12 protein-coding genes are annotated in these 16,962 nt (G+C 74.1%); 3 read left to right on the top strand and 9 right to left on the bottom strand.

The window, feature by feature from the left end; translation table 11 throughout:
- Positions 1-102 precede the first annotated feature (102 nt).
- From ACFC1F_RS11665 to ACFC1F_RS11700, 8 genes are all read right to left on the bottom strand, one after another.
- Positions 103-291 (bottom strand): hypothetical protein, encoded by a 189-nt coding sequence (locus ACFC1F_RS11665; RefSeq protein WP_376157384.1) that lies wholly within the window; start codon positions 289-291, stop codon positions 103-105.
- Between the two features lie 171 nt (positions 292-462).
- The gene (locus ACFC1F_RS11670) at positions 463-1,482 is read right to left on the bottom strand and encodes an N-acetylglucosamine kinase (RefSeq protein ID WP_209411649.1); all 1,020 of its coding nucleotides are present in this window, start codon (positions 1,480-1,482) and stop codon (positions 463-465) included.
- Between the two features lie 119 nt (positions 1,483-1,601).
- Entirely contained in the window at positions 1,602-2,891 is a 1,290-nt protein-coding gene (locus tag ACFC1F_RS11675) for a 6-phospho-beta-glucosidase (protein WP_209411650.1), read from the bottom strand.
- Complete coding sequence (locus ACFC1F_RS11680) at positions 2,891-3,805, bottom strand: carbohydrate ABC transporter permease (protein ID WP_376157386.1); 915 nt, start codon at positions 3,803-3,805, stop codon at positions 2,891-2,893. The genes ACFC1F_RS11675 and ACFC1F_RS11680 overlap by 1 nt, the downstream gene beginning before the upstream one ends.
- A gap of 21 nt (positions 3,806-3,826) precedes the next feature.
- Complete coding sequence (locus tag ACFC1F_RS11685; RefSeq protein WP_209411652.1) at positions 3,827-4,825, bottom strand: carbohydrate ABC transporter permease; 999 nt, start codon at positions 4,823-4,825, stop codon at positions 3,827-3,829.
- Positions 4,826-4,846: 21 nt separating this feature from the next.
- A complete protein-coding gene (locus ACFC1F_RS11690; RefSeq protein ID WP_376157389.1) occupies positions 4,847-6,238 on the bottom strand; it encodes an ABC transporter substrate-binding protein in 1,392 nt (463 codons plus the stop codon).
- A gap of 74 nt (positions 6,239-6,312) precedes the next feature.
- Complete coding sequence (locus tag ACFC1F_RS11695) at positions 6,313-7,503, bottom strand: ROK family transcriptional regulator (protein ID WP_307853038.1); 1,191 nt, start codon at positions 7,501-7,503, stop codon at positions 6,313-6,315.
- A gap of 252 nt (positions 7,504-7,755) precedes the next feature.
- Positions 7,756-9,009: a mechanosensitive ion channel family protein gene (locus ACFC1F_RS11700; protein WP_376157390.1), complete on the bottom strand. Its 1,254-nt coding sequence runs from the start codon at positions 9,007-9,009 to the stop codon at positions 7,756-7,758.
- A 490-nt stretch (positions 9,010-9,499) separates the two neighbouring features.
- Between ACFC1F_RS11700 and ACFC1F_RS11705 the strand changes: the two genes are divergently transcribed.
- Positions 9,500-10,144 carry an HNH endonuclease gene (locus ACFC1F_RS11705; RefSeq protein ID WP_148642581.1) on the top strand — a complete coding sequence of 215 codons (645 nt, stop codon included), beginning with the start codon at positions 9,500-9,502 and terminating at the stop codon, positions 10,142-10,144.
- Positions 10,145-10,275: 131 nt separating this feature from the next.
- Here ACFC1F_RS11705 and ACFC1F_RS11710 read toward each other — a convergent pair whose 3' ends face one another.
- Entirely contained in the window at positions 10,276-14,238 is a 3,963-nt protein-coding gene (locus ACFC1F_RS11710) for a beta-N-acetylglucosaminidase domain-containing protein (RefSeq protein WP_376157392.1), read from the bottom strand.
- Between the two features lie 308 nt (positions 14,239-14,546).
- Between ACFC1F_RS11710 and malQ the strand changes: the two genes are divergently transcribed.
- Positions 14,547-16,670, top strand: coding sequence for a 4-alpha-glucanotransferase (gene malQ, locus ACFC1F_RS11715; protein ID WP_376157399.1), 2,124 nt, complete (start codon positions 14,547-14,549; stop codon positions 16,668-16,670).
- 10 nt (positions 16,671-16,680) lie between these two features.
- Positions 16,681-16,911: a hypothetical protein gene (locus ACFC1F_RS11720; protein ID WP_209411657.1), complete on the top strand. Its 231-nt coding sequence runs from the start codon at positions 16,681-16,683 to the stop codon at positions 16,909-16,911.
- Positions 16,912-16,962: the final 51 nt, after the last annotated feature.

A 16,962-nucleotide genomic window follows, 5' to 3' on the forward strand; every position in this document is an offset into this window, starting at 1 on the left:
CATCAGATCAAGGGGGGATGGGACGGAGGCGTCTGCCAGGCGGACGGCGAGCCGCGGACCCGGGCGGCGCTGGCGGACCCGGGCGGATTCGGGCTCCGGCCCTCAGGGGTGGTAGAGCTCCTCGATGCGGAGGATCCGGCCCTGCGCGTCGAGCACCAGGTCGTACGTGTTCCCGTAGCAGCCGTACGGGCGGGCCGGCTCCCGCTCGGCCAGGCAGTCCCCGGCGTGCTGGAGCAGGACGGGCAGCGGCACCGGCCTCGCGGCGAGGAGCAGGCGGGAAGGCGTGGTCATGGCTCAAGCCCCCCGAGGCGTGGCCGGACAGCAGCATCCGCGAAAGCGCGGCGGAGGTCCGGCCGGTTCCCGTTCCCGCCCGGCGTGCGGGCCCGGCGGGAACGGGAGGTCGGGGTGCGGCAGGGCTGGGCCCGGCGGGATCGGGGCCCGGCGGGTCGGGGCCCCCGGCGGTTACGCCGCCACGCGCCGGGTCGGGTCGTACGCCTCCCGTACGCGGGCCTGCGCCGCCTCTCCGGCACCCAGGTGGTCGAGGCCCAGCAGCGCCGCCCCCAGGACCGGCGGTGCGACGACGACACGCGGCTCCGCGAGCGGGGCGGCCGCGGCCAGCCGTGCCGTCAGGTTGTCGAGCAGCAGCGGCTGCCGGGAGGCGAGCACACCGCCGCCGAGCACCACCGGCGTCGGCTCGTCCAGCAGGTCCAGCCGTCCCAGGGCGACGACCGCCAGCCGGGCGATCTCGTCGGCCTGCCGGTCGACCAGCTCCAGCGCGACGGCGTCCCCCGTCGCGGCGACCGCGAACAGCACCCGGGCGATCTCGTGCAGCCGGGCCCACGGCAGGTGTCCGAGGTGGATGGCCTCGGCCACCGCGCCGGTGCTCGGCAGGCCGAAGTGTTCGGCGATGGCCCGGGCGAGGGCGGTGGGCCCGCCGCGGCCGTCCTCGGCGCGGACGGCGTGCCACATGCTGCTGACGGCGAGGCCGCTGCCGCCGCCCCAGTCGCCGGTGAGTTCGCCGAGGGCGGGGAAGCGGGCGGTGCGGCCGTCGGGGAGCAGGCCGACGCAGTTGATCCCGGCACCGCAGACGACGGCGACGCCGCGCGGACCGTCGGTACCGGCCCGGAGGAGGCCGAAGGTGTCGTTGGCGACGGTGTTGGTGACGCCCCACGGGTGGGACTCCAGCGCGGTGCGCAGGGCCTCCTCCTCGACCGGGAGGTCGGCGTTGGCGAGACAGGCGCTGACGTGGGTGGTCAGGACGCCGCTGCGGAAGGAGAGTCCGGCCGCCGCGGCGGCTTCCTCGACCAGCGGGGCGAGGCCGGCGACCGCGGCCGCGCCGCCGACCTTCTGCGGGGCGAAGCCGCCGCCGCGGGCGGTGCCGTGGACGGTGCCGTCCGCGCCGATGAGGGCGACGTCGGTCTTGGAGTTGCCGGCGTCGATGGCGAGTACACCGGGCAGGAGTGGTTCGGGCTGGTGGGTCATGAGGTCCCCGCGGCTCGTACGTGGCCCGGCCGTTGTCCCCGGCCGGGGGTGGTCGGTCTCCTCGCGGTCCGGTCCGCCGGCGCCCGGGGGCGTGCGGCGGACCGGACGGAAGGGGCGGGTCAGGCCCAGGCGAGGTGCTCGCGGTTGTGGGCGAGCAGCCGGTCCGTGAGCTGGTCGGCGAGTTCGATCTGGCCGACCAGCGGGTGGGCGAGCAGGGCGTCGAAGACGCGGTCGCGGCCGCCGTGCAGCGCGGCGTCCAGGGCGAGGTGCTCGTACGCGGTGACGGCCGCGATCAGGCCGGCGTAGAGCGGTTCGACGGGACGCTGCGGCAGCGGGCGCACGCCGGCGGCGTCGACCTCGGCCGGGACCTCGATGACCGCGTCGTCGGGCAGGAAGGGCAGCACGCCGTCGTTGCGCGTGTTCACCACCTGCACGGACGTGCGGCCGTCCGTCCCCAGCAGGGCGGCGATGAGCTGCACCGCGGCCTCGGAGTAGAACGCGCCGCCGCGCTTGCCGAGCAGCTCGGGCTTGGTGTCGAGGGCGGGGTCGGCGTACATCTCCAGCAGCTGCCGCTCGATCTCGGCCACCTCGGCGGCCCGCGAGCCCTTGGCCTTCAGCTCCTCGACGACCACGTCGTGCTGGTAGAAGTACCGCAGGTAGTACGACGGGACGACGCCGAGCCGCTCGATGACGCGCTGCGGCAGGCGGAGGTCGTCGGCGATCTCCTTGCCGAAGCCGGAGAGCAGCTCCGGCAGCACCTCGCGGCCGCCGGCGGCGCCCGGCGCGTCGAGCAGGGTGACGCCGCGCTCCCAGGTGAGGTGGTTGAGGCCGACGTGGTCGAGCCGGATCAGCTCCGGGTCGACGCCGAGGTGTCCGGCGAACCGCCGCTGGAGGCCGATGGCGACGTTGCAGAGCCCGACCGCCTTGTGGCCGGCGGCCCGGAGGGCGCGGGTGACGATGCCGACGGGGTTGGTGAAGTCGACGATCCAGGCGTCGGGATTGGTGCGGCGGACCTTCTCGGCGATGTCCAGTACCACCGGGACGGTGCGCAGCGCCTTGGCCAGGCCGCCCGCGCCGGTGGTCTCCTGGCCGACGCAGCCGCACTCCAGCGGCCAGGTCTCGTCCTGGTTGCGGGCGGCCTGTCCGCCGACCCGCAGCTGCAGGAGCACCGCGTCCGCGTCGGCGACTCCCGCCTCGACGTCGGTCGTGGTCGACACGACGGCCGGGTGGCCCTGCCGGGCGAAGATCCGCCGGGCCAGCCCGCCGATCAGCTCCAGCCGGTCGGCGGCCGGGTCGATCAGGACGAGCTCGGCGATCGGCAGCGTGTCGCGCAGCCGGGCGAATCCGTCGATCAGTTCCGGGGTGTACGTCGAACCGCCGCCCACGATGGCCAGCTTGAGTGCGGACATCAGCCCTTGACCCCTGTCAGTGTCACGCCTTCGATGAAGGCCTTCTGTGCGAAGAAGAAGAGGATGATCACCGGCGCCATCACCAGCAGGGTGGCGGCCATGGTGAGGTTCCAGTTGGTGTGGTGGGCGCCCTTGAAGGACTCCAGGCCGTAGGAGAGGGTCCAGGCGCCGGGGTTGTTGCTCGCGTAGATCTGCGGGCCGAAGTAGTCGTTCCAGGCGTAGAAGAACTGGAAGAGGGCGACGGCGGCGATGGCCGGCCGGGCCATCGGCAGCACGACCTTCAGCAGGGTGCGCAGGTCGCCGCAGCCGTCGATCCGCGCCGCCTCGATGTACTCCTTGGGGATGGTCATCAGGAACTGGCGGAGCAGGAAGATCGAGAAGGCGTCGCCGAAGGCCATCGGGATGATCAGCGGCCAGAGCGTGCCGGTGAGGTGCATCTGCTTCGACCAGAACAGGTACATCGGGATGATGGTGACCTGCTGCGGCAGCATCATCATCGCGATGACCGCCATCAGCGCCAGATTGCGGCCCCGGAAGCGGAACTTGGCGAGCGCGTAGGCCACCGGGAGGCTGGAGACGACGGTCAGGACGGTGCCGAGGCCGGCGTAGAGCAGGGTGTTGCGCCACCAGGTGAGGAACCCGGGGGTGTCCCAGACCTTGGCGTAGTTGCCCCATTCCCAGGAGGTGGGCCAGTACTCGGTGGTGAGCGCCTGGTTGTCCGTCATCACCGAGGTGAGGAAGGCGAAGACGAACGGCAGCAGGAAGAACAGCGTGGCGGCGATGGCCAGCGAGTGGACGGCCACCCAGTTGAGTGCGGCCCGACGGCGGGCGACCCGGGCGGCGGCGCTGCCGGACCCGCCGGAGGTGCCGGGCCGGCCGGCGGGGGCCTTGGTGAGCGTGGTGCTGAGAGTCATGATCGTGTCCTCACTGGTCCGCTAGTCGTCGCTCGCCATGAAGCCGGACTTGCGGCGCAGCAGGATCGAGGTGACGGCCATGGAGATGGCGAACAGCACCAGGGCGACGACGCAGGCCGCGCCGGTGTTGAAGCGCTGGAAGCCGAGGTTGTAGACCATCTGCGGCAGGGTCCAGGTGGATCCCTGCGGGTAGCCGGGCTCGAACTGCTGCCCGGAGTTGCCCGCGATGCCGCCGGCGACCTTCCCGGCGACGATCGCCTGCGTGTAGTACTGCATGGTCTGGATGACCCCGGTGACCACCGCGAACATGATGATCGGCGAGATGTTCGGCAGGGTGACGTACCGGAAGCGCTGGAACGGGCCGGCGCCGTCCAGTTCGGCGGCCTCGTACTGCTCCTTCGGGACGTCCAGCAGGGACGCCATGAAGATGACCATCAGGTCGCCGATGCCCCACATGGCGAGCATGGTGAGCGCGGGCTTGGACCAGGCCGGGTCGGCGAACCAGCCGGGCTGGGGGAGGCCGATCTCGCCGAGGAAGTGGTTGACCGGGCCGGTGCCGGGGTTGAGCAGGAAGGCGAAGGAGACGGTGGCGGCCACCGGCGGTGCCAGGTAGGGCAGGTAGAACGCGGTGCGGAAGAAGCCGACGCCGGTCTTGATCTTGGTGATGAGCAGCCCGATGCCGAGGCCGAACGTCACCCGCAGCGCCACCATGACGACGACGAGCCAGAGCGTGTTGCGCAGGCCCTGCCAGAAGGACGGGTAGTCGTTGAAGACGTAGTCCCAGTTCTTCAGGCCGTTGAAGGTGGGGGCGGTGAAGCCGTTGTACTTCATGAAGGAGAAGTAGACGGTGGAGATCAGCGGGTACAGGAAGAAGACGCTGAAGCCGATCAGCCAGGGGGAGAGGAAGGCGAGGGTCCGGGCCGCCTCCCGGCGGCGCTTCCGGCGCAGCAGGTGCTGCGTGGAGGGCGCCGCCGGGCCGGCCGCTCCGGTCCCCTTGCGGGTGCCGAGCGCGAGTGACATGGGAGCTCCGTGGGGCCGCGGCTACTTGGCCTGGGCGATGGCGGCGTCGATCTCCTTGGCGGTGGCCGCGAGGCCGCCCGCGAGATCCTTCTGCTGGCCGGACTCGTAGGCGTAACCGAGGTTCTGCAGCGAGACGATGTAGGCGCCGCCGTTGACGCTGGCCGGCGTGGTGCCGGAGTTGGCGTTCTTGGCGATGTCCAGGAAGGTCTTGAAGTTCGGGTCGCTGATCAGCTTCGGCGAGTTGAGGGCGTCGAAGGTGCTCGGCACGTTGTGGATCGCGTTGGCGAAGCTGACCACGGCGTCGGTGTCGGTGGTCAGGTACTTGACCAGCTCCCAGGCGGCGGCCTGCTTCTTGCTGCTGCTGGCGATGCCGACGATGGTGCCGGTCTGGTAGCCGCGGCCCCAGGTGGAGGCCTGGTCGTCCGGCACCGGGAACGGCGCGGTGGCCCACTCGAAGTCGGGCTTGTTCTCGGCGAGCGAGGCGGTGCGCCACTCGCCGTCGATGGCCATCGCGACCTGGCCGGTGTGGAACGGGTTCTTGGCGCTGAACTCCTCGCCGAAGGTGGCGCGGTACTTGTCCAGCTTGTCGTACCCGCCGAGCTTGTCGACCAGGCCCTTCTGCCAGTTCAGCATGGAGGCGATCTTGGGGTCGGTGGCGAGGTTCGACTTGCCGGGGCTGTCGAAGTAGGTCGGGCCGTACTGGCCGAGGAAGTGCTCGGTGGTGGACTCGTAGCCGTGGTAGAGCGGCATGAAGCCGAGCTGCTTGTAGCCGCTGCCGTCGGCGATGGTCAGCCTGGCGGCGACGTCGGCGAACTCGCTGAAGGTCTTCGGCGGGGCGGTGATGCCGGCGTTGGCGAAGGCGGTCTTGTTGTAGTAGAGGCCGAAGGCGTCGCCGAGCAGCGGCAGGGAGCACTGGTTGCCCTGGTACTGCGTGTAGTTGAGCATCGCGGCCGGGAAGGTCTTCGCGGCGTCGATCCGGTCCTTCTCCAGGAAGGGCTTGAGGTCGGCGAGGGCCTTGGTCGAGCAGAACATGCCGACGTTGTTGGTGGTGAAGGAGGAGACCACGTCCGGGGCGTCGTCGCCGCCGGCCCGCAGGGCCTGGTTGACCTTGTCGTCGGCGATGTTGCCGACGGTCTTGACGTGGATGTTCGGGTGGGCCTTCTCGAAGGCGGCGATGTTGTCGTTGATCGCCTTCACCTCGGAGTCCTGGCTCCAGCCGTGCCAGAAGGTGATGGTGACGTCCTTGCCGGAGGCCGAGTCGTCGTTGCCGCCGGCGTCGTTGGTGCCGGTGCAGGCGGTGGCGAGCAGGGCCAGGACGGCGCTGCCGGTGACGGCGGCCAGCGTGCGGCGGCTTCTGCGCGAGGTGGTGGGGTGCACTTCGAGGTCCTCCTGGGGTGCGCGGGCAGGCGTCATTGCCTCGGCTCCCGCGTTCGGGGAATGGGGGAGAGGTTTCAGGTGCGGTACGACGGGTGGGTGCGCTGGGAGCGTCAGTGGGTGGAGAAGACCGCCTCGCGGGCGGCGGCCAGCGCGCGTTGCAGCGCGCCGGTCAGGACGGGTGAACCGGGCAGGGCACTGATGCGGACCTCCGGCCGGGCGATCGAGATCCGGGCCAGCTCCTCCTCGACGAGTGCGCGCAGCCGTTCGCCGCCCGCACTCGGCACACCGCCGGAGACCACCACGAGCTGGGGGTCGACGACGGCGACGATCACGGCCAGCCCGACGGCGAGCCGTCCGGCCAGCGCGGTGAGGAACCCGTCGCCGGCGCCCGGGGTCGCCAGGGCCTTCGCGAGCGACTCCTCCGCGGTGGGCGCGCCGAGCCCGAACTCCCGGGCCAGGGCCCGGACGGCGGGGGCGCCGACCAGTTCCTGGAACCCGCCGGAGTTGCGGCGGCGCACGTTCTGCACGACCGGTGAGCCGGGCACCGGCATGTAGCCGACCTCCCCGGCGCCGCCGGTGAAGCCGCGGTGCAGCCGGCCGGCGATCACGATCGCGGCGCCGGTGCCCTCGCCGGCCCAGAGCAGGACGAAGTCCTCGAACCCGTGCGCGGCGCCGGAGGCCTGCTCGGCGACGGCGGCGAGGTTCACGTCGTTCTCGATCGACACCGGGGCGCCGATCGCCTCCGACAGCTCCTGCACCAGCCGCGGTGAGTGCCAGCCGGGCAGGTGGGAGGCGTAGCGGAGCTTTCCGGTGACCGGGTCGGGCGCGCCGCCGACGCCGATCGCCACGCTGTGCAGGCTGCCCTCGGCGAGTCCGGCGGCGCGGACGGTCTCGGCGGCCGCGGCGGCCACCCGGGTGACGGTCTCGGCGGCCGGCCAGCCCTTGGTCGGGGTGACGTGCTCGGCCAGCGTGGTGCCGGTGATGTCGGCGACGGCGACCCGCACGTGGCTGTTGGTGACGTCCAGCCCGGCGACGTAGCCGGCCGCCGGATTCACCTGGTAGAGCTGCGCGTTGGGGCCCGGCCCGCCCGCGGTGGTGCCGACCGGGAGGACCAGCCCGGCCGCCTCCAGGCGGGCCAGCAGCTGGGAGGCGGTGGGCTTGGAGAGCCCGGTCAGGGTGCCGATCTGGGTGCGGGAGAGCGGGCCGTTCTCCAGGAGCAGTTCGAGGGCGGCGCGGTCGTTGATGGCCCGCAGCAGGCTGGGGGTGCCGGCGAGGGGGGCCTTGGCGGTCGTCTTGGTCACGCGAAGATCCTCCTCTTCCTGCAGGTGGTGGCGGCCTCCGGGTGGGTGCCGGCATCCTCCGGGCGACCCCGGAGCGAACTGTTAGGAAACTTTCCAGTCGCTTGAGACAGGACCGTACGGTCCCCGTCAGGAGGGTGTCAATGGTCGTTGCGAGGGTGGATGCCGACTCGTTACCGGGCAGCGCGAAGCCCCGCCCCCCGGGGTGTCCGGGAGGCGGGGCTTTGGTCCGTTTTCGGGTCGCTCCCGCGGCCGTCAGGGCGACTTGGCCCCGGCGTCGTCGGCGGGCTTGACCGGTGCCGGTATCGGCGCCGTCGCCAGGTAGCGCGGCGAGGTCGGGTCGGCCAGCGCGGACGGCGGGGCGGCGTCGGTGGGCGGCGTCGCCGAGGTCGTCGCCACGACCATCGCGGCCGTCCCGGCGGCCGCGCCCGCGGCGCCGGCGGCCGGAGCGACCTCCTCCTTGACCTTGATCCCGGACAGGTCGAACGCGGCCTTCAGCCGCTGCCGCAGCGCCCGCGCCACGGTCAGCGACTTGCCCGGCGCCGTCCGGGCCTCGACCCGCAGCACCACCGAGTCCGCGGCGACCGACTCCACGCCCAGGATCGACACCGGCGCCCAGATCAGCTCGTCGAACGGCGCCTCCTTGGCGAGCGTCTCCGCCGTCTCCTGGATCAGCGCCTCGACCCGGACCAGGTCCTCCTTGTAGCCGACCTGGACGTCCACCGAGGCGGTCGACCAGCCCTGGCTCATGTTGGCGATCCGCTTCACCTCGCCGTTGCGGATGTACCAGATCTCGCCGCCCGCCCCGCGCAGCTTGGTGACCCGCAGGCCGACCTCCAGCACCGTCCCGGTGGCCACCCCGGTGTCGATCTCGTCGCCGACGCCGTACTGGTCCTCCATGATCATGAAGACCCCGGAGAGGAAGTCGGTGACCAGGTTGCGGGCGCCGAAACCGATCGCCACACCGGCCACACCGGCGCTCGCCAGCAGCGGCGCCAGGTTCACCCCGAGCGCCGCGAGCACCATCAGCGCGGCCGTGCCCAGGATGGTGAACGACGCCACGCTGCGCAGCACCGAGCCGATCGCCTCCGAGCGCTGCTGGCGCCGCTCGGGGTTGACCACCCCGGTGTTGGCCAGCAGTCCGCCGAGCCGGGTGGGCTCGTCGTCGTCCTCGTTCGGCCTGGTCATCCGCGTTATCAGCTGGGTGATCAGCTTGCGCACCACGGCCCGCAGCACCAGCGCCAGCACGATGATGAAGACGATCCGCACCCCGCCGGCCAGCCAGTCCTGCCAGTGCGAGTCGAACCAGCCGGCGGCCTGTTTGGTGGTGTCGCTGACCTCCTGCGCGCTGGTCGGGATTCTGAGGTCGAGCTGTGGCAGTGCGGGGGCCGTCGGGCTCGGGGCCGGGACCGGGGAGGTGGCCGAACCCGGCGCGGCCGGGAGTGTCGTCGTGGACGTGAGCGTCGTGGACGCGTCGGCGAGGAGGCCGGCGGCACCGGACCTGAACACGTGCGGGACCTTCCTGCAGGGGGCGTTGCACAGCCCGCCGCCGCGGAAGCATGCCCCTGGCCTGCGGACCGTCCGCCTTAGCCTATCGGCCGTCGAAGCGCCCTCCGGACACGCCGGACCCGGCGGGAGGAGCTGCCGCCGGGCGCGCGGAAACCGACCGGACGCCCCGTCAACGACCCGGCGAGCCCCCGGTCCGCCCCTGGTCCGCCCCCTGCGCCGCCCCCTGACCGGCCCCGCGCCGCCCGCCGCCCCGGCTGCTCCGACCGGCCGGGCCGCCCCCGCGCGGGCGCCCGGGTGCAACCCGTCCGTCGCCAGGGCATACCGGGTATGACGGAAAGCACACCCGGAGTTCATACCGGGTCCGTTACACAGGAGTGGTGGCGCCGTACAAAGGCGTAAGGCGACACTGGGGGAGATCACGCACCCGTTGCGTGGTCCAACCGCTCGTCCCGGCGCGAGCCACGCGCCGCAGGCGTCCAAGGAGGCATCCGTGCCGCATGTCCTGGTCCTCAACGCGTCCTACGAGCCACTCGGCGTCGTATCGATGCGCCGCGCACTCATCCTGGTCCTCAACCACAAGGCGGTCAGCCTGGAGGACTCGGGAGTCACTCTGCACAGCGCCACCAGCGCCCTTCCGGCGCCGTCCGTCGTCCGCCTGACCCGTTTCGTCCGGGTCCCTTTCTGCGGGCCCGTCCCGCTCACCCGCCGGGCGCTGTTCGCCCGGGACCACGGCCGTTGCGTCTACTGCGGGGCCGCCGCCACCAGCGTCGACCACGTCATCCCGCGCAGCCGGGGAGGCCAGCACCGGTGGGACAACGTGGTGGCCGCCTGCCGCCGCTGCAACCACACCAAGGCCGACCGCCACCTCACCGAACTCGGCTGGCGGATGAAGCGCCCGCCGGCCCCGCCGAGCGGCCTGGCCTGGCGCATCATCGGCACCGGGATCAGGGACCCGCGCTGGCGTCCCTACCTGGAACCGTACGGTGGCGGCGACCAGCTGCGCGCCCCGCAGTGGGGCGAGTACGAGCACCACGACCATAGTGAGGCCGGGCACACGGTGCCGCTCGGCCGGGCGCACGCCGCCCACACAGCCCCCGTCCGCCGCGGTGAGCAGCCGGAACCGCTCTCCGCCTGACCCCGTTCCACAAGGGCTTGCCCGTCATACCTTCGGTACGCCTCATGGGCCGCCGCGCACCCCGCACCGGGGAGCGCGGCGGCCCGCCGTCTGCGCGGGGTGCGCCCGCCCGGCACGGGGCCGGTGCGGCCCTACGGCTTCGCGGGCGGCGTGGCGGGCGTGGCCGGCGGCGTGGCCGGGGAGGTGGCGGGCGGCGTGGCCGGGGTGGCCGGGGTGGCCGGCTGGGCGGGCTGCCCGGCCGGCGGGGCCGCCGCCGTGACGCCGTACAGCTCGACGCCCCAGAGCGAGTAGCCGTACTTGGTGGCCCGGGCGACGCCCTGCACCCGCAGGAACTTCGCCCCCGGCGCGTCGAAGCGCACCGTCTCGTTGCCGCCCTTGCCGTCGTCCACCGTCGCCACGGTGGTCCAGGTCTTGCCGTCCGCCGAGGCCTGGACCTTGTACGCGGAGGCGTACGCGGCCTGCCAGTGCAGCACCGCCGAGCCCAGGTGGGCGGCCTGCGGCAGCTCCAGCTGCACCCAGGCGTCGTCCTTGGCCGGCGAGGACCAGCGGGTCTTCGGGTCGCCGTCCGCCACCGCCGACGCGGGGAAGTTCGACGTCTCGTCGGCCGACGAGCTCGCCTGCGCGGTGGTCGCCAGGTCCGGCCCGCCGGTCGGCGGCACCACGTGCACCTGGAGCACCTGCCGGACGGTCGTCGTCCCGGCCACGAACACCACCGGCACCTGGTACGTCCCGGACGGCGTCTCCGCAGTGGCGCTGACCATCAGCGGCACGCCCACCCGGCCGCCGCGCGGCACGTTCACCGCGGACGCCGGGGCCACGGTCAGGCCCTTGGCGACGGCGGGCACCTCGGCACGCAGCTCGCCGGAGACCCCCTCGGGGCGGCCCGCCTCGACCATCGCCCGCGCCTGCGCCGGTGCGGGCGCGCCGGTGACCACGTCCAGCGCCGCGTCGGCCAGGCTCAGCCGGGCCACCGGGACGTCCGCGTACCAGGGGATCACCTGGTTGACCACGGGCGGTTCCCCGCCCGGCTTCCAGGCCATCCGGAACGCGTCCGCGCTCAGGCCGCCGGCCGACAGCTCGTTGTAGCCGGGCTGGACGGTGCCGATCTCCGCCCAGGTGCCGTCCGCGCGGCGCACCGCGACGGTGGCGGAGGCCCGCACGTTCGGGTCGGTGAGGATGGTCAGCCGGTCCAGCGGCCGGGCCGCACCCAGCTCGACGGTGAGCGGCTCGTCCGTGGCGGTCGGCGCGGTGGCCGCCCGGTAGGCGGTGTCCGGGTTGCCGTCCAGCACGGCGGCGGCCGAGGCGCCGGGAAGCGCCTCCGGACCGCCGGTGACGCTGGCCGGGGCCTCGTCCGGCGCGGTCACGGTGAACTCGCGCACCGCCACAGCGGTCTTCTGCGCGGCGGTGGCGCGCAGCCGCACCCCGCGGACCACCGTGCCGGCGGGCAGCTGGGCGGTGACGCTCTTCTGGTTCTTCACCTGCGCCAGCTGCTTCCAGCCGCCCTCGCCGGTGGTGTACTCCAGCACGCCGTCGCGGATGTAGTCGTCCAGCGCGCTCCCGCCGTCGGGGCCGCTGCCCCAGGAGCCCATCAGCACGGTGACGCTGCCGACCGGACGGCCGCCGCCGAGGTCGAGGCCGACCGAGTCGCCCGGCTGCGGCGGCGCCGAGCTCCAGTAGAAGGTGTCGGCCACGCCGTCGGCCATCAGGGCCGGCAGGTGGTCGTGCGCGGTGCCCAGCGTGCTGGTCGCGGTGATCCCGCCGCCGACCACGCCCGCCCAGTTGTCGGCGGCCCGGACGGCGCGCTCCAGGAACGGGCCGAGCACGCCCGCGCCGACCGTCGCCGGGCTCTGGCCGAGCTGCTCGCGCAGCTTGTTCAGCTCCACCCGGGCCTTCCAGGCGGCCGCGCCGTCGCCGCCGCGCTGCGCCAGCAGCATGTCCAGCGCGGCCTGGCCGGCCAGCCCGTAGTCGCGCAGCGGGGCCAGCCAGGGGCCGGCCTCGGCGGCCAGCGGGGCGGTGGCCGGGGTCGCCGCCAGGGTCTGCTGCGCGCCCGCCATCGCGGTGAAGGCGTCCCGCAGCGGGCCCGCCGCCTCTATCAGCTTGGCGAGGTCCGGCGCGGCACCGGCGTTGGGCTCGGCGGTCGCCCAGAACCGGTCCAGCAGCGGGGCCAGGTAGCCGGACTCCTGCTTCGACAGCGGCGAGGACGAGCTGTTGCCGGCCAGCGCCGTGACGGCCGACAGCGCGGCCCCGGCCGGGGTGGTCGCGGCGCCGGTCGGGCCGGCCAGCGAACGCAGCGCGGCCTGCCAGGACTCCTCCGGCTTGTACGCCGCCGGGTTCCAGGCGAAGTCCCCCGCGGTGGACAGCGCGACCCGGGAGGCGACCGGCTGCTGCATCGCGCCGGTCAGCATGACGGCCGACCTGGTGGCGACCTCCGCGTCCCGCCCGGTGTAGGCGCCGAGGTAGAGCCGGTCCGGGTTGGCGTCGTTGACCGGGTAGTTGTCCATGGTGACCAGCGGCCGCCCGTACAGGGTTCCGGTGTCGGCGGCCTGAGCGCCCGTGATCTTCTCCGGGATCACCCCGACCCCGCTCCAGGCCACCTGCACGCCCTGCGGCAGCGCCGCCGCCAGCGCCTTGCGGTACGGCGTGGCGCCCTGCTGGTGGTACTCGGTCGGCACCACGGAGAGCGGGGCCAGCCCGGGGTTCCTCGCGATCAGCCGGTCGTTCACCCTGGTGATCAGTTCGGCCTGCGCCTTGGCGGCGGCGGCCGGCCCGGTGCCGTACTTGGACCGGTCCTCGCTGCAGTGCCACTCGTCGTAGGAGACGTCCAGGAACTGGAGCTGGAACGCGGTGAAGCCGAGCTTGCGCAGCCCGTCCAGCTTGGCGACCAGCGCGTCGGCGTCCTTGGCCGAGCTGTAGCAGAGCGACTGCCCCGGGTCGATCGCGTACCCGAGGGTGACGTGGTTCTGCCGGGCCCGGGAGGCCAGCGCCTTCAGCTCCTCGGCCCGCGCCTGCGGGTAGCCGTCGCGCCAGCGGGAGAGCCGGTACGCGTCGTCGCCCGGCGCGTACAGGTAGAAGTTCTGCTTCGACCGGCCGAGGAAGTCCAGCTGGTCCAGCCGCTGCTGCTGGCTCCACGGCGTCCCGTAGAACGCCTCCGCCGTCCCGCGCACCGGCGCGCCCGAGGGCCAGTCGCGCAGCGTGATCCCCGGCAGCCCGAGACCGGCCGCGCCCGCCGCCTGCCCCTGCCCGGCCGGCACCGCCGCGAGCAGCTGGCGCAGCGACTGCGCCGCGTAGAACGTGCCCGCCGCGTCCGTCCCGGCCAGCACCACCGCGCCGTACGTCCCGCCGCCCTGCGCCGGCAGCTGGCCCGCGGACAGCACGTACCCGCCGGCCGGCATCCCGGAGGTGGACGGTGCGGTGCCGTCCTTGCCGCCCGCCGCCGCGGTCAGCTCCCGCAGCACCCGGTCCGCCTCGCCGCCCGCGCCCTCGGAGGGCCCGCCGACGTACACCACCAGCGACCCGGCGGCCGGCGTCCCGCCGTCGGGCTGCGGCGTCACCGTCGTCGCCCCGGCCACGCCCAGCACCTCGCGGACGGTGTCCACCGCCCCGCCGTCCGCCTTCGGCGCGGTCACCAGCGTGACGGCGGCCGGCACCACGACCGGCTTGCCGGCCACGCTCTGCTCCTGCGGCCGCGGGAACACCTGAGGGTTGCTCACGCTCCCCAGCGGCGTCTGCGCCGCCGTGCTCACCACGTCCGGCCCCGGGCTGTACGCGTACGCCACCGGCCCGCTGACCAGCAGCCCGCCGACCACGGCCGCCGCCGACAGCGTCGCCGCCACCTGCAGCGTCCGCCGGCTCGGCGCCCCGGGCCGGGAGGCCAGCGCCCGCTCCGCCCGCACCGACGCCAGCAGCGGCGGCGTCCCCTTCAGGTCCGCGATCAGCCGGTCCGCCGTCCTGGGCGCCAGCTGACGGCACGTCCGCGCCGTGGCCCGCCGCGCCGCCAGTGCGGCCGGGTGGTACAACACCTCGCGCAGCGCCGGGCTCTGGTCCAGCTGCTGCCGCAACCGCCGTCCTGCGGCGACGGACACTCGGGCTTGCACAGGAGCCTCCTCGCCAGGCATCGACCACATCGCGCCAAAGCCCACCAGTTGACCCAGCCGGTGTCAACGCCGTCGACGGCTATGCCTGGTTTGTGGCGTTTGTGATCTCGTAGGCCCGGCCGGGCCGGCTCCGACTCCGGCACGGGCCCGGCGCCACCCCCCCGGTGCGACACGTTGCCCCCGCGCCGTGTCGCGCCGGGTGACCGGGTCGTCACGCGGGTAGGACTGTGGCTGTTCTGACCGGGCTTTGCCGAGCATCGCAGGAGCCGCGAGTGGCCGCTTATCTCGACCGTGACGGAGCCGACGGCCTGGAGGTGCCGGCGCAGGACGCGCCCCCTCCGCCGCCCGAGCTGGTGGCGTTGGCACAGGCGTACGGGGTGGACACCCGGTACGGCCCCGGGGGCGTGCCGGTGGGGGCACGGACACTGGTCGCGGTGCTGGCCGCGCTGGGGGTGGAGGCGAGGACGCCTGAGGCGGCGCGGGAGGCGCTGGAGCGTCACCGGGCCGGGCAGCGCACGCGGTTGCTGCCGCCGACCGTGGTGGTGCGGGCCGGGCGGCGGACGGCGCTGGACGTGCCGGCCGACGTGCGGCTGAGCGTCGAGCTGGAGGACGGCGGGGCCTGGGAGCTGCCGCGCGGGCACTCGCACTGGCTGCCGGCGGACCTGCCGCTCGGCCGGCACACGCTGACGGCGCAGACGGCGGGGGAGGAGCAGCGCGCCCACCTGATCGTGGCGCCGGAGCGGCTGCCCCAGCTGCCGGGCCGCAGCTGGGGCTTCCTCGCCCAGCTGTACTCCGTCCTCTCCGACCGCTCGTGGGGCATGGGCGACCTCGGCGACCTCGCCGAGCTCACCCAGTGGGCCGGAGGCCTGGGCGCCGGGTTCGTGCAGATCAACCCGCTGCACGCGGGCCTTCCCGCGACCCCCTCCGACCCGTCCCCCTACCGCCCCTCGTCCCGCCGCTTCGCCGACCCCGTCCACCTGCGGGTCGAGGCGGTGCCCGAGTACGCCTACCTGACGGGCGAGCAGCGCGCCGAGGCCGAGGAGCTGGGCCGCCGCGCCGCCCGGCTGCGCACCGAGGTGCTGGGCCACGACGGCCTGATCGACCGGGACGCGGTCTGGGCGCTCAAGCGCCGCGCCCTGGAGCTGCTGCACGAGGTCCCGCGCGGCGCCGGCCGGGAGGCCGCGTACCAGGCGTACCGGGCCCGGGAGGGCGGGTGGCTGGAGCGGTACGCCCTCTGGAACGCCCTCGCCGAGGTGCACGGCGCCGACCGGCACGCCTGGCCGAAGGGCCTGCGCCACCCGGAGAGCCCCCACGTCACGCTGGCCGCCGAGGGGCACGCGGAGGCGGTGGAGTTCCACCGCTGGCTGGCCTGGCAGGTCGACCAGCAGCTCGCCCACGCCCAGCAGGCCGCCCGCACCGCCGGCATGCCGGTCGGCCTGATCCACGACCTCGCCGTCGGCGTCCACCCGGACGGTGCCGACGCCTGGGCGCTCCAGGACTTCCTCGCCGCCGGCATCTCGACCGGGGCCCCGCCGGACGCCTTCAACGCCCACGGCCAGGACTGGGGCCTGCCGCCCTGGCGCCCGGACGCGCTCGCCGCGGCCGGCTACGCCCCGTTCGCGGAGCTGCTCCGCTCGGCGGCCCGGCACGCGGGCGCGATCCGGATCGACCACGTGATGGGCCTGTTCCGGCTCTGGTGGGTGCCGGAGGGCCACACGCCGACCGAGGGCGCGTACGTCCGCTACGACGCCGAGGCGATGCTCGGCGTGCTGGCCCTGGAGGCGCACCGGGCGGGGACGGCGGTGATCGGCGAGGACCTGGGCACCGTGGAGCCGGGCGTCCGGGAGGAGTTGGCGGCGCGCGGCATCCTCGGCACGTCGGTGCTCTGGTTCGAGCGGGACTGGCAGTCGAAGGGCGAGGTCCTCGCACCGGAGCGCTGGCGGCCGGGCAGCCTGGCCACCCTGACCACCCATGACCTGCCGAGCACGGCGGCCCGGCTGTCCGGCGAGCACGTCGAGCTGCGCCACCGACTGGGGCTGCTGGCCCGCACGCTCGGCGAGGAGCAGGCGGAGGCGGCGGCCGAGCTGGCCGACTGGCGGGCCGAGCTGGCCCGGCTGGGCCTGCTGGCCGAGGGCGAGCCGCTCTCCGCGCAGGCGCTGTACCGGTTCCTGCGGGCCACCCCGGCGGAGCTGGTCGGCGTCTGGCTGCCGGACCTGGTGGGCGATCCGCGCCCGCAGAACCTGCCCGGGACCTGGGACCAGTACCCGAACTGGCGGCTGCCGGTCGCCGACGGCGCCGGGACACCGGTCACGCTGGACGCGATCGCCGCGGACGGGGCGGCCCGCGCACTCGCCGGGGTCCTGGCGAGGGGCCCTGGTGAGGGGTCCCGAAAGGCCGACCCCGCCGAGCGCCGCGACGTAAGAGGCGGGTAAGTTGGGGAACGTGGACAAGAGGAACGCTTTGCGAGCCGGCGCGGTCACCGCAACGGTCACGCTGATGATGCTGCTGTCGTCGCCCGCCATGGCCCTCACCCGGGACGACGGCGACGACCCGGGAACCGGCCTGAGTGTCGCCCAGATCCTCGGCCTGTACGTGCTGATCCCGATCGGGTCCTTCGTGATCATCGCGGCCCTGGCCGGGATGCCGTGGGGCAGCAAGGCCAAGAAGAAGTAGCGCGGGCCTTCCACCCCAGCCCCGTACGACGCCCGAGGGGGCGCCGGACAC

The sequence above is a fragment of the Kitasatospora sp. NPDC056181 genome (assembly GCF_042266225.1).
GTDB lineage: Bacteria > Actinomycetota > Actinomycetes > Streptomycetales > Streptomycetaceae > Kitasatospora.